This window comes from Sphingomonas sp. GW821-FHT04B01, from assembly GCF_059420425.1.
Genome location: NZ_JBWKTR010000006.1, coordinates 89,161 through 109,702 on the forward strand (window position 1 = coordinate 89,161; position 20,542 = coordinate 109,702).

The 20,542-nt window shown below is 68.8% G+C and carries 14 protein-coding genes; 3 read left to right on the top strand and 11 right to left on the bottom strand.

Going from position 1 to position 20,542, the window contains the following annotated elements; all coding sequences use genetic code 11:
* Window positions 1-214 precede the first annotated feature (214 nt).
* From AC07UH_RS14740 to AC07UH_RS14760, 5 genes are all read right to left on the bottom strand, one after another.
* A complete protein-coding gene (locus AC07UH_RS14740) occupies window positions 215-1,687 on the bottom strand; it encodes a flavin-containing monooxygenase (RefSeq protein WP_495180845.1) in 1,473 nt (490 codons plus the stop codon).
* Window positions 1,688-1,694: 7 nt separating this feature from the next.
* On the bottom strand, window positions 1,695-5,930 hold the full coding sequence (locus tag AC07UH_RS14745; RefSeq protein WP_495180846.1) for a translocation/assembly module TamB domain-containing protein: 4,236 nt from the start codon (window positions 5,928-5,930) through the stop codon (window positions 1,695-1,697).
* A complete protein-coding gene (locus AC07UH_RS14750) occupies window positions 5,930-8,131 on the bottom strand; it encodes an autotransporter assembly complex protein TamA (RefSeq protein WP_495180936.1) in 2,202 nt (733 codons plus the stop codon). The genes AC07UH_RS14745 and AC07UH_RS14750 overlap by 1 nt, the downstream gene beginning before the upstream one ends.
* 231 nt (window positions 8,132-8,362) lie before the next feature.
* The gene (gene dapD / locus AC07UH_RS14755) at window positions 8,363-9,190 is read right to left on the bottom strand and encodes a 2,3,4,5-tetrahydropyridine-2,6-dicarboxylate N-succinyltransferase (protein ID WP_495180847.1); all 828 of its coding nucleotides are present in this window, start codon (window positions 9,188-9,190) and stop codon (window positions 8,363-8,365) included.
* Entirely contained in the window at window positions 9,187-9,852 is a 666-nt protein-coding gene (locus tag AC07UH_RS14760) for a pyrimidine 5'-nucleotidase (RefSeq protein WP_495180848.1), read from the bottom strand. The genes dapD and AC07UH_RS14760 overlap by 4 nt, the downstream gene beginning before the upstream one ends.
* A gap of 113 nt (window positions 9,853-9,965) precedes the next feature.
* Here AC07UH_RS14760 and AC07UH_RS14765 point away from each other — a divergent pair, with 113 nt between their 5' ends.
* Window positions 9,966-12,332 (top strand): S8 family peptidase, encoded by a 2,367-nt coding sequence (locus AC07UH_RS14765; RefSeq protein WP_495189878.1) that lies wholly within the window; start codon window positions 9,966-9,968, stop codon window positions 12,330-12,332.
* A 36-nt stretch (window positions 12,333-12,368) separates the two neighbouring features.
* Entirely contained in the window at window positions 12,369-13,367 is a 999-nt protein-coding gene (locus AC07UH_RS14770; RefSeq protein WP_137897680.1) for an LLM class flavin-dependent oxidoreductase, read from the top strand.
* Here AC07UH_RS14770 and AC07UH_RS14775 read toward each other — a convergent pair.
* From AC07UH_RS14775 to AC07UH_RS14790, 4 genes are all read right to left on the bottom strand, one after another.
* Window positions 13,327-14,004 (bottom strand): HPP family protein, encoded by a 678-nt coding sequence (locus tag AC07UH_RS14775; protein ID WP_495180851.1) that lies wholly within the window; start codon window positions 14,002-14,004, stop codon window positions 13,327-13,329. The genes AC07UH_RS14770 and AC07UH_RS14775 overlap by 41 nt on opposite strands.
* Before the next feature lie 287 nt (window positions 14,005-14,291).
* Complete coding sequence (locus AC07UH_RS14780; protein WP_495180852.1) at window positions 14,292-15,683, bottom strand: sensor histidine kinase; 1,392 nt, start codon at window positions 15,681-15,683, stop codon at window positions 14,292-14,294.
* A 28-nt stretch (window positions 15,684-15,711) separates the two neighbouring features.
* Window positions 15,712-16,377: a response regulator transcription factor gene (locus tag AC07UH_RS14785; RefSeq protein ID WP_037533025.1), complete on the bottom strand. Its 666-nt coding sequence runs from the start codon at window positions 16,375-16,377 to the stop codon at window positions 15,712-15,714.
* Window positions 16,378-16,387: 10 nt separating this feature from the next.
* The gene (locus AC07UH_RS14790; RefSeq protein ID WP_495189881.1) at window positions 16,388-16,690 is read right to left on the bottom strand and encodes a hypothetical protein; all 303 of its coding nucleotides are present in this window, start codon (window positions 16,688-16,690) and stop codon (window positions 16,388-16,390) included.
* 142 nt (window positions 16,691-16,832) lie between these two features.
* On the opposite strand from AC07UH_RS14790, the gene AC07UH_RS14795 reads away from it, so the two are divergent.
* Window positions 16,833-18,611, top strand: a complete 1,779-nt coding sequence (locus tag AC07UH_RS14795) for an ABC-F family ATP-binding cassette domain-containing protein (RefSeq protein WP_495180853.1) — start codon at window positions 16,833-16,835, stop codon at window positions 18,609-18,611.
* On the opposite strand, the gene AC07UH_RS14800 is transcribed toward AC07UH_RS14795, so the two are convergent.
* Both AC07UH_RS14800 and AC07UH_RS14805 read right to left on the bottom strand, forming a co-directional pair.
* Window positions 18,608-19,621, bottom strand: a complete 1,014-nt coding sequence (locus AC07UH_RS14800; RefSeq protein ID WP_495180854.1) for a sensor histidine kinase — start codon at window positions 19,619-19,621, stop codon at window positions 18,608-18,610. The two genes, AC07UH_RS14795 and AC07UH_RS14800, sit on opposite strands and share 4 nt — an antisense overlap.
* Before the next feature lie 63 nt (window positions 19,622-19,684).
* Complete coding sequence (locus AC07UH_RS14805) at window positions 19,685-20,500, bottom strand: DUF815 domain-containing protein (RefSeq protein ID WP_495180855.1); 816 nt, start codon at window positions 20,498-20,500, stop codon at window positions 19,685-19,687.
* Window positions 20,501-20,542 lie beyond the last annotated feature (42 nt).

Genomic DNA, 20,542 nt, shown 5'->3' on the forward strand with positions numbered 1-20,542 from the left:
CGGGCATCCTGGAGATGCCACGATAAGGGAGATTAGCATGTCGGTAGTTTTCGCACTCGTCCTCGCGGTCGTTTCGGTTTACATCAAGCCCTGGTAACCGCCGTCGCGGCTCGGGCCGTGACGATCTTCGCCGCTGGTCGGCAAGGTCGAACAGGTCCGGGCCGCATTCCGTCTGGAGGGCTCTTCCCTCCCCTCGAACGCCGCCGACGAACGATCAGGCGGCGTCGCGCCGGCCCGGCGCCGGATTGTCGAAGACCATGTCGTCATCGACCGACCCGAACCGCAGCGCGACCACATCCAGCACATAATTCTGGTTGAGCTTCCACGGCTTGCGCGCGCCCTGTTGCGGCAGAAGATGGGCGGCGCGCTGGATATAGCCCGAGGTGAAATCGACGAAGGGCTCGGTCGCCATCGCCGGATCGCGCAGTCGCGGCGTCGCCTGGCGCAGGCCGCGCTGGCGCATCGTGTTGAGCAACCGGCAGACGTAGGTCGCCACCAGTTCCGCCTTCAGCGTCCACGACGCATTGGTATAACCGAAGGTGTACGCCAGATTGGGCACATCCGAGAACATCATCCCCTTGTATTGAAGGGCCGTGTTGAACGCGATCGGCGTGCCGTCGCGGGTGAAGCGGATGTCGCTCAGCCATTGCAGCCGCAGGCCGGTCGCGGTGACGATCACGTCGGCGGGAAGGTCCTCGCCGGAATCCAGGCGGACGCCGGTCTCGGTGAAACGGTCGATCGTCCCGGTCACCATCGAAGCGTCGCCACGTTTGAGGCTGGCGAACAGATCGGCGTCGGGTACGAGGCAGAGCCGCTGGTCCCACGGATCGTACCGCGGCGTGAAATGCCGCTCGACGTCGTAATCGGGGCCGAGATGGTCGCGGACCATCGCCAGCAGACGGCTGCGGAATTGGGCCGGACGCGATTTGGCGAGCCGGTAATAGACCATGCTGGTCAGCACGTTCTTCCACCGGGTGAGGCGATAGGCGGCCCTGCCGGGCAGCCGCGCGCGCAGCCAGTTGGCGAGGCGATCCTCCGCCGGTCGCGACACCACATAGGTCGGCGAGCGCTGCAGCATGGTGACGTGCGCCGCCTGCCGGGCGAGTTCGGGCACCAGCGTCATCGCGGTCGCGCCGCTGCCGATCACCACGATCCGCTTGCCGGCGTAATCGAGATCCTCCGGCCAGAATTGCGGGTGGACGATCGTCCCGCCGAACCGTTCGGCATCGACGAACTCGGGCGTGAAGCCGCGGGAGTAATCATAATAGCCCGAACACATGCATAGAAAATTGCACGTGAAGACCAGCGGCGCGCCGTCGGGGCCGGTCGCCTCGATCGTCCAGCGTGCCGCGTCGGTCGACCAGGCGGCGGTGGTAACGCGGTGGCCGAAGCGGATGTGGCGGTCGATATCATGGGCGCGCGCCGCCTCCTCGACATAGCCGCGGATCGTCGCGCCGCCGGCGATCGACCGGTCGTCCGTCCAGGGATGGAAGGAGAAGCCGAGCGTGTGCATGTCGCTGTCCGAGCGGATGCCGGGATAGCGGAACAGGTCCCAGGTGCCACCGAGCGTCGGCCGGGCTTCGAGAATCAGATAGCTACGGTCGGGGCAGCGGCGTTGCAGGTGATAGCCCTGGCCGATGCCGGATATCCCGGCACCGACCACGAGGACATCGACATGCTCGGCCATCGCCCCCTCAATAATCCTTCGAATATTTGAGGCGAGCGTCCGATCCGCCGGCCGAGCCGGTCGAGGTGAGCAGGCTCAACGCCTTGGTGAGCGCGATCTCGAGCTGCGTCGCGGTATAGCCGCGCGCGTCGGTGACGATCTCGACGTAGATGTTGTCGGTCAGGTATTTGCCCGCCGCCAGGCTGGTACCGCGACCGCTCGCCTCGTCGGCACCGAGCACGCGCAGCCGGTCGAACCCGGTCGCCGAACGCAGCTTGCCGAGCGGGTTGAGCCCGCCGCCACCCGAGCCGCGCAGCGAGTTGAGCGCGCTGGCCAATTGCAGTGCCTCGGTCGCCGAGAGGTTCTCGGGGTTGGTGCCGAACAGCAGGCGGCTGAGCACTTCGTCCTGCGGCAGCGCCGGGGTCGAGGTGAAGGCGATCTGCGGGCGCTGGCCGGTGCCGGTGATCGCGATCACCGCGGTGATGCCGTTGACCGTCGTCGACGCCTGGATGTTGATGTCCGGATCGGTGAGCTGGCCGCCACGGAAGCGGATCGTGCCGCGCGTGACGTCGAAGCGCTTGCCGGCGAAGGAATAGGTGCCGCGCACCAGATCCAGCCCGCCGGTGATGACCGGCGCCACCGAGGTCCCGCCGACCTTCAGGTTCATCTCCCACTCGGATTCGAGGCCCATGCCCGACACGAACAGCTGGTTGGCGGCGCGGACGGTGAGGTCGAGCTTGATCAGGCTGACCGGCGCCGGCTTGGGCCGGTCGGTCGGCCGCGGCGTCACGATCTGGCTCTTGCGGCGGATGCCGGTGAGTTCGGGAACCTCGGCAGAGCCCTGACGGATGATCTCGTAGCGCGCCTCGGGGATGTTGAGGTTGCCCTGCAACAGGCCACCGTCACGTCCGTAAGTGAAGCGGATGTCGCCCGAGGTGGTCGCCGACAGGGCATCGCTCTTGGCGAGCTGCGCATTGTCGAGCTTGGCACGCAGGTCGATCGGGAAGCCGCTCGCCGCGGCGAGGCCGACGCTGCCCTGTGCCTGGACGGTGCCGTTGCCGGCTCGCGCCGACATGCTGGTCAGTTCGAGGCGATCGTTGGTGAAGCGGGCGGCGATCTTCATCTGCGACAGGCGGGTCCCATAGGTCTCGTTGTCGTAGGTCAGATTGTCGGCGCGGATCAGACCGTTGAGCTGCGGCGCGGCGACCCGGCCGGAGAAGTCGGCGGCGACCGCGATCGGCCCGCTGAGCTGCTGGTTGGGCAGCGCGGCGAGGCTGAACAGCACCCCCGACGGGCCGTTGTAGCGGATGCCGCCGGACAGCGGCGCCTGCATCAGCCGCGTCATCCACGAGCCCGCGCCCGGCGGCAGCGGCCGCAGCGTCGCGAGCAAGCGGCCGACGGTGGTGGGGCCGCGCTTGACCAGCGCGCGCGCCTCGCCGCCGTCGGGTACGAGCCGGCCGACGAACTGGACGTCGACGGGCTCGGACACCGCGGCGAGGCCGGTGCGCTGGAACCCGGCGATGGTGACGCGGGCGTCCGCCTGCGGGATCGACGCGCCCTGCTGGCGGTAGTCGAGGCTGCCGGTGACCGCGCCCGACAGGCCGAGATTGGGTACGAACGCCGACAGCATCGACAGGTTGAGCCGGTCGAGTCGTGCCTGTGCCGCGGTGACGCCGCCGCCGAACGACCCGGCGATGCGCGTCGAGCCGGCGGTCGCGCCCTGGCCGAAGTCGATCCGCGTCGCGGCGAGGCGATAGCTGCCGCCCGCCTTGGTGACGTGCGCCGGATTGACGGTGTGGAACGGGATGTTGTTCGCCTGCCCCTGCGCAGCGATCAGATAATCGTCGGGCGACAGGCGGGCGTTGAGCGCGACACGCAGCGGCACGCCGCTGGAGCCGGTGAGCAGCGCCTGCGCGGTGCCCCGACCGCCGACATAGTTCACCTTGGCGCGCATCGCCTGGATGACGAAGGCATTGTAGCGCGTGTCGGCGACCTGAACGTCGGCGACCACCTGCGGTGCCTTGGGCGTCATCACGACGCTGGCGTTGACGATCGCGCGGCCGATGGTGAAGTCGGCATAGCCGGGGATGGTGGCGTTATAGGCGCGCGCGGCGACGTCGGCACGCTGGTTGCCGCCCTGATCGGCGAGACGCACGTTGCCGGTGATGCCGCGGCCGGCGAACTGCAGCGCGCCGGCGAACGGACCAGCCGGGGTGGCGGCGACACGGCCGCTGCCGACGATGCCGGCGAAGACGAGGCGATTGACGTCGACGGTAAGGCGCGGGCTCGGCCGGACCAGCACGTCGGCGGTGAACGGCCCGTAATTGGTGCCGCCACTCGCGGTGACCGCATAGGCACCCCCACGACCGACGACGCGGGCGTTGAGATTGACGAGACCGACGCCGACACCCGGCTTCGACGCACGCAGGACGACGACGGGCGCATCCGCACTGCCGGTGACGCGCGCGGTGAGCGGACCATATTGCGTCGAATAGGCATCGGCGGACACCGCCACCGCGCCGCTTGCCGGATCGAACCGGCCCTCGCCGCGGGTGATGCGGAATTGCGGTGCGTTCATCCGCAGATTGGCGAAGGTGACGATACCTTCGGGGCTGTAGCCGATGTCGCTGCGCACCACGGCATTGCCGCCGAGGAAGTCGCGCACGCCGCTGTTGAACAGCTGCTTGGTCTGCGCGACGACGCGGCCGGTGATGCCGAAGCCGCCGCGCGCGCCGGGGACGAGCTTGGCATCGGTCGACAGATCGAGGATGCCGATGCTCTCGAGCCGGTAATTGTTGACGCGGCCCTTGAGCGCGCCGGTGTAGCGGCCGGTCGCGGTATTGGCGACGACGATCGCGGTAGCGTCGATATTGTCCGAGCGGATGCGCAGATTGTCGGACAGGATATTAGGCATCGAGATGGCGAAATCGCCCTGGATGCGGACGTTGTTCGTCAACCCGCCGACCGCGGCATTGAGCCCGATGACGCGGCGCGCGCGGGCGTTGACCGGCACGAGGATGCGGTCGCTGTTCACCCGCGCCAGCCCCTCGGCATAAACGTTCTCGACCGTGGTCGTGCCGAAGCCCAGAGCGGCGGCGTTGATCTTGTAGTTCACCGTCGGCGTCGCGAAGGCGCCGTCGAGCACGACGCGCGCCATCACGTCGCGGCCGCGGACATTGGGGGCGATCGCGCCCGGCGTCAGCAGTCGCGCGTCGACGGCGAAATTGCCGAACCTGCTGTTGGCGAGGTCGATCAGGCCGCCGGCGTCGACCGCCAGCGCGGCCGACTTCAGCCGCAGGCGGGTATCGGCCTTGCGGTCGTTGAGCGTGGTGTCGATCGCCAGATCGAGCCGCGGGGCGGTCAGCCGCTCGACCGGGCCCTGCATGTAGAGACCGGGGGTCGCGAAGCCGCGCAGTTCGATATGGCCGTCGCGCGCGTTGACGTTGATATCGGCGAGTTTCCCGCCGCCGAGCGTGGCGAGCGCACGGCCCTGCCACGTCTTCCAGCTGCCACGGCCATCGACCGTCGCGGTGAGCGGCGCCTTGAGCGAGCCCATCGTCGCGACGACGCCGCCCACCGGCGCGTCGAGCTTCAGATTGACGTCGAGCTTGTTCTGATCGGGAACGGCATCGAGCTTGAGATGCAGCGTGTCGCCGCCGGCGACCCCTGCCCCCTTGAGCGCGGCGGCGTCGGTGACGAGCTGCGCGCGGCGGTCGGCGATATGCACCGCGCCGTCGAGGCGGACGATATGCGTCTGACCGGTCACCGGCTTGGCGATCACCAGCCGGCCGACGTGCAGCCGGTTGACGTCGATGTCGAGATCGGGGAGCAGCGGCGCGTTGGGGTCGCTCGGCGTCTGCTTGAGCTCGGGCTTGCGCGCGAGCGTGACGAGGTCCGTCGAGAGACTGCGCACGTCGACATGGTTGCTGGCGAAGGCAAACGGCCGCCAGTCGACGCTGAGCTTGGGGCTGGTCAGGAAGACGCCCTTGGGGTCGGCGACGCGGACGTCGGACAGCACCATCTGGCCATAGAGCGAACCGTCGATCCGCCCGACCTTAATGTTGAGGCCCGAGGCGGTGGTATAGCCGCCGATCCGGTTGGCGACGAAGCGGCGGCCCGGATCGGTGTTGATGCCGAGCACCACCACGCCGACGAGCACGACGAGGCCGAGCACGGCGATCAGCAGCCATTTCAGGATGCTCTGCCACAGCGGACGCTTGGTCACGGCCGGAGCGTCGGTCGTTTCGTAATCGGGCTGCGCCATCAGAATGCCTGCCCGATCGAGATGTAAAGCGCGACCTTGCCGTCGCCCGGCCGCGGATTGAGCGGCGTCGCCACGTCGATCCGCATCGGTCCGAAATTGGTGTAGAAGCGGCCGCCGATACCGGCGCCGAACTTCAGATCCGAGCCTTTGGGCAGGCTCGATTCATAGCTGTTGCCGGCATCGAGGAACGGCACGATGCCGAAATTGCCGAAGCGATAGCGCGCTTCCAGTGCGAATTCGTTGAGGCTGCGTCCGCCGACCGGATTGCCCTGCGGATCGAGCGGCCCGAGCCGCTGATAGCCGTAACCGCGCACCGAACCGCCGCCGCCGCCATAATAGCGGCGCGACGGCGCCAGATCGTCGCGATCGATACCCTGGATCGAGCCGGCCTTGGCGCGGCCGGCGATCACGAGGCTGGACGAGATCGGATAATAGACCGTGCCTTCGATCATCGTGCGCACGTACGGCCGCACCCCGCCGTTGACCGACCCTTCCGGGCTGAGGTTGAGGCGCAGGCGATAGCCGCGCGTCGGGTTGAGCAGGCTGTCCGACGTGTCCCATTCGACCTGGCCGGGCAGAGCGACGATGCCGTAGGTCCGGCGGACGGTGTCGCCGCGTGCGAAGTCGTAGACGCTCTCGTTCGTGCCGACGAGCTCGCCGCCGTAATAATAAGTGAAGCGCTTCTGCCAGATCGGCGTCGAGACGCGGCTCCAGCGCGCCGACAGCGTGCCGGTGAAGGCATCGAATGCGTCGTAGCTCTGGTGGACCGCACTGGCGATCGCGGTGAAGGTCTTGTCGCGCTGGCCCGCGTTGGAGCGGCGGAAGGTGCCCGACAGGCCCTGTTCCTGCGTACCGGCGACGACAGTGCCAATCAGCGCGCCCTCCGGCGGGAACAGGTTGCGGTGCGTCCAGCTGCCCTCTGCCTTGAAGCCCTGCCCGGTCGAATACCCGGCGCTGCCGGCAAGGCTGCGCGGCGGCCCTTCGGTCTGGCGAACGAGCAGGTCGATCGCCTCGGTGCCGTCGGCATTGGTGCGGCCAGTGCGCTGCGGCTCGACCGCTACGCTGCGGAACAGGCCGGTGGCGACCAGCGCGTCGCGCAGATCGTCGGTCTTGCGGCTGTCGTAGAGGTCGCCGCTCTTGAAGCGCGGAAAGACGTTGAGATGATCGACGCCGAACACCGGATCGCCGGTGGTGACGAGCTGGCCGAAACTGGATCGCGGACCGGTATCGACCGGCAGCGTATAGGCACCGGTCGCCTGTTCGGCCTGATCGTCGAGCAGGATGTCGCGCTCGCCGACCTTGACGAAGGGATAGCCCTGTTGCGGCAGGACGAGACTGACGTTCGCCTCGGCGCCCTGGATGCGCGCCGCCTCGATCGGATCGCCGACGCGCAACGGCAGGTTGCGGGTGACGAGGTCCGCCGGGACGACCGGCTGCGTGTCGACCTTGACCGACGACAGGCGATAGAGGCGACCGGGCGTGCCGGTGACCGTCGCCTTCAGACGGCCGGGCTTGTTCGGGTCGGTGCTGACCGGCGTCTCGATCAGCGAGATCGCGGTCGCGTCATAATAGCCGAGCGACTTCATCAGCCGCACCGCGAGCGCCTCGTCCTCGCGGGCGCGGGCGGCGACCTGCGTCGCGTTGGCGGCCTTGCCCTTGCCTTCTTTGAGGGCGGACAGGCTGTTGAACTGACCGGCGAGATCGAGCTTTTCGAGCCCCTTGAGTTCCGTATCGTACCGGATCTCGGGCGCGTCCTTGTCCTTGATGTCGGCGGCGGTCTGCAACGGCGCGGTATCGAAGGTGTTGAGCGGCTGGAGCGGCTGCGCGAGTTCGGGGTTCTCGGCGGCGGCGGGGGGCAACGTGCCGTCTGCCGCGACGAGCGGTTGCGTCGTCGCGGAGACCGCCGGCGTGCTCGCGGGCGGCGTGGTCGCGGGCGGCGTACCGGCCTGCTGCGAGGGCATCGGTTCGAGCGGGGCGTTGATGTCGCCGGTCAGGGGCGGCAGGCTGGCGTTGAATTCGCTGTCGGGGACGATCGGCGCATTGGCGTCGGGCGTGGCGGTCGGGGAACCGACGGTCTGCGGATCGGTCTTCGGGGCATCGGGACCGCGCTCAGGAGCGGTGCCTTGCTGCTGGTTGAATTGCGCCGCCGTCGGCGCCGCAGCGACCAAGGCGATGGCCAGCCAATACTGTCGTCCGGTCAGAACTCGCACGCGTTTCCCGTTCCCCTTTGCGAGAGCGTTCGCGTTCGAATCCACCCCCAAGCCTACCGATAACGTTCCGTAGCCGCGTCGGTTGCACCGCAACAGGAAAATAGGTGCCGATGGATCGGGCTTCGACTTCCGTTCCAAGGGGTTGGCGTCCGATGCGTGCCCCCCGCTCAGTCGCCCCGGCCTTGTGCCGGGGTGACCGGGGATGGAGGCGATCGCTCCGCCTCAGTCGCGCAGCAGGTCGTTGATGCTGGTCTTGCTGCGGGTCTGCGCGTCGACGCGCTTGACGATCACCGCGCAATACAGGCCGGGCTTGCCGTCGCTGCCGCCGATCGTACCGGGGACGACGACCGCATAAGGCGGCACTTCGCCTTTGAAGATTTCGCCGGTGGCGCGGTCGATGATCTTGGTCGAGGCGCCGAGATAGACGCCCATCGACAGGACCGCGCCCTCGCCGACGCGGACCCCTTCCGCCACTTCGGAGCGGGCGCCGATGAACGCGCCGTCGCCGATGATGACGGGGTCGGCCTGCAACGGCTCGAGCACGCCGCCGATGCCGGCGCCGCCCGAGAGGTGGACGTTCCTGCCGATCTGCGCGCAGCTGCCGACGGTCGCCCAGGTGTCGACCATCGTCCCCTCGCCGACATGCGCGCCGATGTTGACGAAGCTCGGCATCAGGATCGCGCCGGGGGCGACATAGGCGCCGCGGCGCACGACGCTGCCCGGCACCGCGCGGAAGCCGGCGGCACGGAATTCGGCCTCGCTCCAGCCGCTGAACTTGGACGGCACCTTGTCGAACCAATGACCGGCGCCCGGACCGTTGTCGATCAGCGTGTTGTCGTTGAGGCGGAAGCTGAGCAGTACCGCCTTCTTGAGCCACTGATTGACGCGCCAGCCACCGGCACCGTCGGGCTCGGCGACGCGCGCCTCACCCGCATCGAGCAGCGCCAGCGCGCGATCGACCGCAAGCCGGACCTCGCCGGTGGTGGCGAAGCCGAGCGACGCGCGATCCTCCCACGCGGAATCAATGACGGTGGACAGGTCCTGGCTCATGATGCCTCCATGATATGCTGCAGCCACGACGCGAGATCGTGGACGGTGAAGTCGATGAAATCGCGGTCCTGCTCGGGTCCCTGTTCGGAGCCGTTGTCGATCCAGACGGTGGTCATGCCGATCGCCTTGGCCGGCGCGAGGTTGCGCGCCATGTCCTCGAAGAACACCGCGCGGGTCGGCTCGATCGCCAGTCGCGCGCACAGGTTCGCATAGGCCGAGGGATGCGGCTTGGGGACGAGGTCCATCGCGTGGATGTCGTGGATCGCCTCGAACGCCTCGCCGAGGCCGAGCCGGTCAAGCACTTTCAGCGCATAGGGTTTGTCGCCGTTGGTGAAGACGAGCTTGCGCCCCGGCAGGCTGGCGATCGCCGCGGCGAGCGGCGCATCCCGTTCGAGCACGTCCATCTCGATATCGTGGACCTCGGCGAGGAAGTCGTGCGGATCGACGTCGTGATCCGCCATCAGCCCGGTCAGCGTCGTGCCGTGGCGATGGAAATAGTCCTTCTGCACCACCCGCGCCGCATCCCACGGCAGATCGAGCAGCCGCGCGACATAGTCGGTCATGCGGTGATCTATCCGCGCGAACAGGTTGGCGCGCGCCGGATACAGCGTGTTGTCGAGATCGAAGATCCACGTGTCGATCGGGGCGAGCCGGGGGTGCATGGCCGCGGCGTCTAGGCGGCGGCGGCAACGGGTACAAGCAAGCCAAACATTTTCGTTTAACTTTCGCCGCTTATGTCCGTTATAGACACAAAGCGAATCAGGGCGGGCAGGTAATGACGACAAAGACTTGGTTGACGGGCGGCGCCGCCCTGGCGGCGCCGCTGTTTCTCGCTGCCTGCGGTGGCGGCGGTGGCGGCGGGGTGAACAGCGTTCCGGCACCGCCGACCGCGCAGACGCCGGCGCCGACACCGACGCCGATCGCGACGCCGACTCCCGCGCCCGCCCCGACGCCGTCGCCGACCCCAACACCGACTCCGGCGCCCACGTCGTCCCCGCCGTCCGCCTCCGCGATGACCAGCAACGACACGCCCGAATATCGTGCCGCGGTCGGCGCGGTGTCGATGAACGCGCTGGCCGCCTACAACAAGGGCGCGACCGGGGCCGGCATCAACCTTGCGGTGATCGACAGCGGCATCGACCTGCAAAGCCAGGAATTCAGCGGACGACTGTCGAGCGCATCGCAGGATGTCGCCGGCAATGCGTCGATCGCCGACGAAGGCGGCCATGGGACCGCGGTCGCCTTCGCCGCGGCGGGCCGGCGCAACGGCACGGGATCGCAGGGCGTCGCCTTCGATGCGACGCTCACCGTGCTACGCGCCGACCGTCCGGGCTCCTGCGCGTCGAGCGGCGACGCCGGGGGCGATACCGGCTGCAAGTTCGGCACCGATGCGATCACCAAGGGCGTCGACGCGGCACGAGCCGCCGGCGCGCGCGTCATCAATTTGTCACTCGGCGGCACGACGATGCCGCAATCGCTGATCGACGCGATCGGCCGCGCCACCGCACGCGGCATCATCGTCGTCATCGCCGCGGGCAACGACGGCAGCGACAATCCCGACGCCTTCACCTCGGTCGCCAGCAGTGCCGCGGCACGCAATCTGGTGATCGTCGCCGGCTCGGTCGGCACCAACGACGTCATCTCCTCGTTCAGCGACAAGGCCGGGACGGGCGCTGCGCATTATCTGACCGCCGTCGGCGAGAAGGTCCGCGCGCCCAACCAGAGCGGCGCGGCCTATCTCTGGTCGGGCACCTCCTTCGCCGCGCCGCAGATCTCCGGCGCGATCGCGCTGCTCGCGCAGGCGTTTCCGAACCTCAGCGGCGCGCAGATCGTCGACCTGCTGTTCCGCACCGCGCGCGACGTCGGCGCGGCGGGCGTCGACAGCGTCTACGGCAATGGCGTGCTCGACCTGACCAAGGCGTTCCAGCCGGTCGGCACAACCAGCGTCGCCGGTTCGCACATCGGCGTATCGCTCGCCAGCAACGCGACGCTGTCGGCGCCGATGGGCGATGCGACCGTCGGATCGCTCGGCGCCGTCATCCTCGACAGCTACAACCGCGCCTTCGCGATCGATCTCGCCGGTACGATCGACCGCGCCGGGCCGCAGCCGGTGCTTGCCGGCGTATTGCAGAACCGCCAGCGCAACCTCGCGATGGCGACCGGCGATATGACCGTCTCGCTGACGCTGGCGCCGCGGGCGAACGGCGATATCGCGCTCCAGCGCAGCATGATGACCGACACGCAGGCGACGACGGCGCGCGCGATCGCCGGCGCGGTGACGCAGCGGCTCGGCGAGAAGACGCGCTTCGGCTTCGCCTTCTCACAGGCCAGCGGCATGATCGGCGCGCAGATCGCCGGGCAGACGCAGCCCGTCTTCCTCGTCGCGGGACAGACCGGCCTCGGCTTCGACGGCATCGCCCGCTCCGCCGGCGCGCTGCGCCAGGAGGTGGGCGGCGTCGGCCTGACCGCCACGATCGAGACCGGCGACGTCACCGCGCGACGCGACGCGCTGCTCGCCGGGCTGAGCCCGTATCGCCGCTCCGGCTACGACCGGGTGACGGTGATGGCGGACAAACGCTGGGGCGGGCTGGCGACGACGCTGTCGCTGAGCAACCTGCGCGAGGCGGACACGTTGCTCGGCGCCCGGTTCGACGGCGGGCTCGGCGCGGCGCGGGCACGGAGCTGGTTCGTCGATATGGATGCCCGCTGGACGATGGGTGCGGGCTGGACGCTGGGCGGATCGTGGCGGCACGGCTGGACCGATGCGGCGCTGCGCGGCGGCATGGCCGGCAGCGGACGGCTGACCACCGCCGCCTTCGCCGCGGATGTCGGCAAGGACGGCGTGTTCGGCCGCGACAGCTTCGGCCTGCGGATCGCGCAGCCGCTGCGCGTCGCGCGCGGCGGCATCGATTATCGCCTGCCGACCAATTACGATTATGCGACGCTGACCGTCACCGACTGGACGATGCAGCGGCTCAACCTAGCACCGCAGGGCCGCGAGATCGACGTCGAGGCGCGCTATCGTGTGCTGCTCGGCCGTGGCGATCTTCAGACCAACCTGTTCTGGCGGCGCGACCCGGGCAATTACGCCGTCCTGCCCGCGGACGTCGGCGGAGCGCTGCGCTACACGATCGGCTTCTGATTGCAGCAACGGGGGCGCGTCCCCATCTGCTGCGGCATGACACGCTTCTCCCTGCTCGATCTGGTGCCCGTCGTCGAAGGCGGCACCGTGGCGCAATCGCTGGCCAATGCCGCCGACCTCGCGCGGCACGCCGAGACGCTGGGCTACCAGCGCTATTGGGTGGCCGAGCATCACGGCATGCGCGGCATCGCCAGCGCCGCCACCGCGGTGGTGATCGGCCATATCGCCGCCGCGACCAGCCGCATCCGCGTCGGTGCCGGCGGCATCATGCTGCCCAACCACGCCCCGCTGGTGATCGCCGAGCAGTTCGGCACGCTCGACGCGCTGTTCCCCGGCCGGATCGACCTCGGGCTCGGCCGGGCGCCGGGATCGGACCAGCGCGTCGCGCGGGCGATGCGGCGGACGCTGGAGACCGATCCCAACGCCTTCCCGCAGGACGTGATGGAGCTGCAGAGCTATTTCGCCGACGACGGCCGGACCGGCATCGCCGCGACGCCGGGCGCGGGCGCGAACGTGCCGCTGTGGATCCTGGGATCGAGCACCTTCGGCGCGCAGCTCGCCGCGGCGCTGGGCCTGCCCTATGCCTTCGCGTCGCATTTCGCGCCGGATGCGCTCGATGCGGCGCTGGCGATCTACCGCCGCGACTTCCGCCCCTCGGCGCAGCTCGCCAAGCCGCATGCGATGGCGGGCTTCAACGTCTTCGCCGCCGAGACCGACGAGGAGGCCGAATTGCTCGCGAGTTCGCAGCAGCAGTCGTTCGTCGCGCTGCGCACCGGCAACCCGCGCCAGCTGCCGCCGCCGGTCGCCGGCTATCGTGCCGGGCTCGGCGCGCAGGGAGCGTCGATCCTCGACCATGTGCTGCAATGTTCCGCGGTGGGCTCGCCCGCGACGGTGGCACGGCAGACCGCGGCGTTCATCGAGCGGACCGGGGTGGACGAGGTGATGGTTGCCAGCGCAATCTACGATCACGACGCGCGCAAGCGCAGTCTGGCGATCACCGCCGAGGTGATGAGCGGGCTGACCGTTCCCGCCTGAGCGCGGCGTGGCGCGCCGCCGCGTCGAGCAGCGCGTCGAGGTCTTCGCGCGCGATGTCGAAGCTCTCGTGCATCCCGGCGAGCGCGGCGTCGATGTCCGCCGCCGCGAACGGCGAGGGTGTCGGCACCGGCGCGGCGGGCCGATGCGGATAGGCATGACGCGACAGGCGATGAAAGAGCATGCCGGCGAGCACGAGCAGCGCCGAATCCAGCCCGACCGGCAGCCAGGGGTACAGCCAGCCGTCGGGCAGACGGCCGGCGGCGAGCACGACACCGAGCGCGACCGCCCCGCCCGGCGGATGCAGGCAGCGCAGCAGCGACATCACCACGATCGCGCCGCCGACCGCGAGGGCCGCCGCGGCGACGGGCGTGGCCACGCATTGCGCGACCAGCAGGCCCCATAGCGCCGACAGCAGATTGCCGCCGATCACCGGCCAGGGCTGCGCGAGCGGGCTTGCAGGTACGGTGAAGACGAGCACGGCACTCGCCCCGATCGGCGCCACCAGCAGCGGCAACGGCCCCTCTCCCGCGAGGACGGCGGCAAGGACGCCGGTCAGCGCGATGCCGAACGTCGCCCCGACGCCGGCGAGCAGCCGGTCGCGCAGCACCGCGCCGGCGAGGATCGGACGGAAGATCATGCGCCGCGCGGTAGCGGCTGCGGCGATCGTGGCAAGACCGACGCTTTATCCCGTTGAGGAAGAACGAACCCGGATGAGCACGGACGGGCTCCTGCTCGTCTGGGCCTGTATGAAAGCCCCCCATTGTCGGGAAATCAGCGCAGTGCTCCTGCGAAAGCAGGAGCCCAGGATCAAGCAAACCAACGTCTTACGGTGTTCGGAACCCTAGGCTCCTGCGTTCGCAGGAGCACGGGTGAGTTTTTAAGCGATTGCGAACCAGTCCGGGGAGCCGAACCAACCGCATCCACTCACCCCGCCGCGGGCAGGCGCAGCCGGACCATCAGGCCGCCGAGATCCTCGCTCTCCTCGAGACTGACCGTGCCGCCGTAGATCTCCGCGACGTCGCGGACGATCGCGAGGCCGAGCCCGGTCCCCGGCTTGCCGGTGTCCAGCCGCACGCCGCGGTCGAAGATGCGCACCCGATCTTCCTCGGGGATGCCAAGCCCGTCGTCCTCGATCAGCAGCTCGACGAAGCCGGCTTCGGCGCCGACGGTAACGAAGACGCTGCCGCCGCCGTATTTTGCGGCATTCTCGATCAGATTGCCGAGCATCTCGTCGAGGTCCTGGCGCTCGACATGGACCTGCAGGTCGCGGGGACCGGTGACGTCGATGCGGACGTGCCGATAGAGCCGGCCGACCGCGCGCTCGACCGATTCGAGGCTCGGCCACACCTCGGCACGGCTGTGCGCCGAGCCGCGGCGACCGACGGCGCGGGCGCGGGCGAGGTGATGGTCGACCTGCCGTCGCATCGTCCGCGCCTCGCGGATCACCGTATCGGCGAGATCGTCCGATTGCGCGGTGGCGGCGTTCATGATGACGGTGAGCGGCGTCTTGAGCGCATGGGCGAGGTTGCCGGCGTGGCGCCGCGCCTCCTCCGCCTGGCGTTCGTTATGCTCGATCAGCGCATTCAATTCCTCCACCATCGGCGCGACCTCGTCGGGCATCGCGGTGGAGATGCGGTTCGACTGGCCGGCGCGCATCCGCGCGATCTCGTCGCGCACCCGGCGCAGCGGCCAGAGACCGTAGAAGGTCTGCAACCAGACGAGCACGATCAGCCCGAGCCCGAGCAGCGCGAAGCTGCGGATCAGCGTGCGGCGGAGAACGGCGATCTGGGCGTCGAGTTCACCGCGGCTCTGCGCGACCTGAAACCGCCAATGGACCTTAGATCCGGGAATCTGTGCGTCCCGCTCGACGATCCGCAAAGTCTCGTCGGGGAATTGCTTGCTGTCGTAAATGTGGACGTTGCGGTCATCGTGACTGCCACCGAACCCCAGTCGGCGGTCCCAGAGAGATCGCGAGGTAAAGGCGTTCTGGACCGATACCCCCGGCGCCGAAACCTGCCAGTAAAGGCCGGAATTGGGTTCGATGAAGCGTTGATCAGCGGCAGCCTGACGGCTGAAATAGACGTCGCCTTCCGGGTCGATCATCGCAGAGGCCAGCAACGAGCGCAGCACGTACTGCATCTGCGTATCGAAGTTGTTCGTCACCGCGTTGCTGAGCACGCGGTCGAGCGCGAAGCCCCCTCCGAACAACAGCAGCCCGATCCACGCCGCGGCAATCAGGATCATCCGCCGCGACAGCGATCCCGTCGTCGCCGCACGTTGGCGCGGCGGGGCTTCGGCGAGCGGTGGCGCGTCCATGACGGTAAGACCCGATCCGATCGACGGATCAGGCGTCGGGATCTTCGAGGCTGTAGCCGAGGCCGCGGATCGTGGTGATCACGTCCTGTCCCAGCTTCTTGCGGATGCGCGTGACGAACACCTCGATCGTGTTCGAATCGCGATCGAAATCCTGATCGTAGATATGTTCGATTAGCTCGGTGCGGCTGACCACCTTGCCCTTGTGGTGGAGCAGGTAGCTGAGCAGCTTGTATTCCTGCGCGGTGAGCTTGACCGGCTCGCCGGCCTTGGTGACCTTGCCCGAGCGGGTGTCGAGGCGGACGTCGCCCGCGGTCAGCTCCGACGAGGCATTGCCCGAGGCGCGGCGGATAAGCGCGCGCAGACGGGCGATCAGTTCCTCGGTCTGGAACGGCTTGGCGACGTAATCGTCGGCGCCGGCATCAAGCCCTGCCACCTTGTCCGACCAGCTGTCGCGCGCGGTGAGGACGAGGACGGGCATCGTCTTGCCCTCCTTGCGCCAGCGGTCGAGCACGGTCAGCCCGTCGATCTCCGGCAGGCCGAGGTCGAGCACGATCGCATCGTAATTCTCGGTCGAGCCGAGGAAATGCCCTTCCTCGCCGTCGGTGGCGAGATCGATGGCATAGCCCGCGCCTTCGAGGGTGTTCTTGAGCTGCTGGCCGAGATTCGGCTCGTCCTCGACGATCAGAACGCGCATGTGATCCCCCTTAATTTCCGGTGCGGCCGATGATCTGGCCCGAGCGGCCATCGACATCGACCCAGACGACGACGCCATCGCGCATGAATTTCAGCGTGTAAACCGCGGTGCTGAAATCGAGGTCGAAGCCGAGATATTCATAGCCTTTCATCGTCGGGATGACGCGGGCCTCGATCGCGCGCGGCGAGAGCACCTCGCCCTTGCGGCGGGCGTCATAGGCGCGCGCCTGATCGCTGCGACGCTGGTCCGGTGCCTGCGCGACGGCGGGAGACATTGCGGCGACCATCGCGAATAACATGAGGGGCACGACCATCTTCATGAGGACTGGCATAGGCGGAAGGCATTGAACAGCCTGTGAATGGAGCAGTCGCAAAGCATTGGGAGCGATGCTGGTTCCCGGTGGCGGGCGCGGGCGCGCTTGCCGCGGGCGCTCCGGCCCCCTACCTGCGCCGGCCATGGCTGCCCCAATCCTTGCGTACGAAGACCTTGGCGTGATCCAGGGCCACGGCTGGCTGTTCCGCCACCTCGACATCCACATCGGCGCGCGCGACCGGCTGGCGCTGATCGGGCGCAACGGCGCGGGCAAGACGACCTTGCTCAAACTGATCGGCGGGCTGATCGACAGCGACGAAGGCCGGCGCGTCATCGTGCCCGGCACCCGCGTCGTGCTGCTCGAACAGGAGCCGAGCCTCGCCGGCTGCGCGACGCTCGCCGATTACGTGCTCGGCGGCACGGATGCGCCCGAGCGGCACGAGGCCGATGCGATCGCCGACCAGCTCGGCATCGACCTGTCGCGCGCATCCGCGTCGGCTTCGGGTGGCGAGCGGCGGCGCGCGGCGATCGTCCGCGCGCTGGCGCAGGACCCCGACGTGCTGCTGCTCGACGAGCCGACCAACCATCTCGACATCGCCGCGATCGACTGGCTGGAGGACTGGCTGGGACGGTTCCGCGGCGCGTTCGTCGTCATCAGCCACGATCGGACTTTCCTCACCCGGCTGACCAAGCAGACCTTGTGGATGGACCGCGGCTCGATCCGCCGCGCCGAGATCGGCTTCGGCGGGTTCGAGGCGTGGACCGAACAGGTCTATGCTGAGGAGGAGCGCAACGCGCAGCGGCTCGACGCCAAGCTCAAGATCGAGGAGCATTGGTTGCAGCGCGGCGTCACCGGCCGGCGGCGGCGCAATCAGGGGCGGCTCGCCAAGCTCAAGGACATGCGCGCCGAGCGCGCCGCGATGATGGGGCCGCAGGGCTCGGCGAACCTCGTCACGGCGTCCGACGACAGCAAGACCAAGGTGGTCATCGACGTCAAGCACGCCACCAAGAGCTATGGTGACCGCACCATCATCCGCGACCTCAACCTGCGCGTGACGCGCGGCGACCGGATCGGCATCGTCGGGCGCAACGGCGCGGGCAAGACGACGCTGCTCAAGCTGCTGACCGGCGAGTTGCAGCCCGACCAGGGCGAGGTGAAGCTCGCCAAGACGCTGGACGGCGTGATCATCGACCAGCAGCGCAGCCTGATGGCGCCGACCAAGACGGTGCGCGAGGTGCTGGCGGACGGCGGCGACTGGATCGACGTGCTGGGCGTGCGCAAGCATATCCACGGCTATCTCAAGGAGTTCCTGTTCGATCCCAGCCTTGCGGAGGCGAAGGTTGGCACGCTGTCGGGCGGCGAGCGCTCGCGGCTGCTGCTGGCGCGCGAGTTCGCACGCGAATCGAACCTGCTGGTGCTCGACGAGCCGACCAACGACCTTGATCTCGAGACGCTCGACCTGTTGCAGGAGGTGATCGCCGATTACGGCGGCACGGTGCTGATCGTCAGCCACGATCGCGACTTCCTCGACCGGACGGTGACGGTGACGCTGGGGCTCGACGGTTCCGGGACGGTCGATGTCGTCGCCGGCGGCTATGAGGATTGGGAGCGGCAGCGCAAGAAACCGGCCGAGACGAAGAAGGCATCGGCGTCCAAGGCCGCGCCCCCTCCCCCGGCGCAGGCGAAGACCAAGCTGACCTACAAGGACCAGCGCGACTACGACCAGTTGCCGGCGCGGATCGAGGCGATCGACGCGGCGATCGCGCGCGACGAGGCGCTGCTCGCCGATCCCGCGCTATACGTGCGCGATCCCAAGCGCTTCGCCGCGCTGACCGCGGCGATCGATGCGGCGCGGGAGGAGAAGGACGCTGCCGAGATGCGCTGGCTGGAACTCGCCGAACAGGTCGAGGGGCTCGGCTAGGCCGGCAGGTCCATCGTCACCGTGGTGCCGTCCGGGCCGCTTTCGGTGGCGAGCGTGCCGCCCGCCTGCCGTGCGAACGCCGGGATGAGGCGCGAGCCCAGGCCGTGGTCGATGCCGGTCGGCGCGGCGGCGGCGGGCATGCCGACGCCGTCGTCGCTGACGATCAGCGTGCAGCCGCCGGGCCGCTGCCGGAAGCCGACGGTGATCGTGCCGCCGGCCCGACCGCCGAAGGCGTGTTTGGCGGCGTTGGTGACCAGCTCGTTGACGACGAGGCCGATCGACACCGCGCGGTCGCGCGGCACTTCGACCTCGTCGCTCGAACAGACCAGCGAGATGCCGCCGCGCAGCAAAAGCGCGTCCGACAGCGCCGAGCAAAGATCGCCGAGATAACCGCGCATCTGCACCGCATCGCCCTGCCCGGCGCCGCGATACAGGTGGCGGTGGGCCCGCGCGATGCTCTCGACGCGGTTGAGCGCGGCGCCGAGCGCCTCCGCCGCATCGCCGTCGGCCCGGCGGCGCTGGATGTCGAGGATCGACGTGACGATCGCGAAATTGTTCTTCATGCGATGGTCGATCTCCTGCAGCAGCAGGTCGCGATCGGCGATCTCCTGATCCCGCTCCATCGTCGCGCGCCGAACCGCACGGCGGAACAGTTCGGCGGTAGCGACCGTGATCACCGCCGCGACGACGATGAAGCCGAGCGTCACCGCGGCGTTGCGATCTGGGATGCGGAAACCCGCGGTGGCGGGAAAGGCATAGGCCCAAGCGTAGACGATGCCGACCAATCCGGAGAGCGCGCCGGCCGGCCAGCGCGCGAACAAGGTCGCGAGCATCATCGCCGGGAAGCACAAGGCGAAAGGCGCGCCATCCCCGACGGTCAGTCGATCGAGCGCAGTGTAGAACAAGATCGCGGTCGCCGCGGTGAACAGCCCGACCGACACCTGCGTCACGGCCCGCGGCACCGCAGGCGCGAGGCGTATAGTCAGATCGAGTTCACTCAGCCGCGACACGCGCGGACTGAGCCGTTACGGCTCTATGCTGTCAAGCACTTTGCCACATGATTGACAAAGCTTTTACCTGATCTCGCGCAAGCTTCGCCCTGCCCGGCCTGCAAGCTCGGTAACATATTGCCAGGCGACCCGGCCCGACCGGCTGCCGCGGCGCGTCGCCCAGTTGATCGCTTCCGCCGCGTCGAAAGGCAATTCGTATCGCGCCGCATAAGCCGCGACGATCGCGCAATAATCGTCCTGATCGAGTGCGTGGAAGCCGAGGCTGAGGCCGAACCGGTCGGCGAGCGCGAGCTGGTCGTCGATACTGTCGCGCGGGTTGATCGCGCCATCCTGCTCGGCGATGTCACGCACCACGAGATGGCGACGGTTGGCGGTGACCAGCAGCCGCACGTTGTCCGGACGCGCCTCCGCACCGCCTTCCAGCAGGGAGCGCAGCATGCGCGCCTCGGCGGGCAAGTCGATGCCGAGGTCGTCGAGGAACAAGGCGAACGCACGCGGGATCGGCGCGAGCAGCGTGAACAGCTGCGGCAGCGTGTCGAGCGCGGCGACCTCGACCAGCGCGATCCCGCCGCCCTCGCCCTGCACCGCGCCGATCGCGGCCTTGACCAGCGCCGACTTGCCGGTGCCGCGCGCGCCCCACAGCAGCACGTCCTGCGCCGCGGCACCGGCGGCGAGGCGGCGCAGATTCTCGACCAAGGCGTCGCGCTGGCGGTCGACGCGGATCAGCAGGTCGAGCGGCAGCGGCGTGAAGGCACGCGCGGCGACCAGCGCGCCATCGCGCCAGACATAAGCGGGGTGCGCCTGCGGATCGTCGCTGGCGGGCGGCGGCGGAACGAGGCGGTCGAGCGCCGCGGCGATACGGTCCAGGGGATCGGTCATGCCGCGGTGATGACCGCGCCACTCCGTCGGCGCAAGCGATCA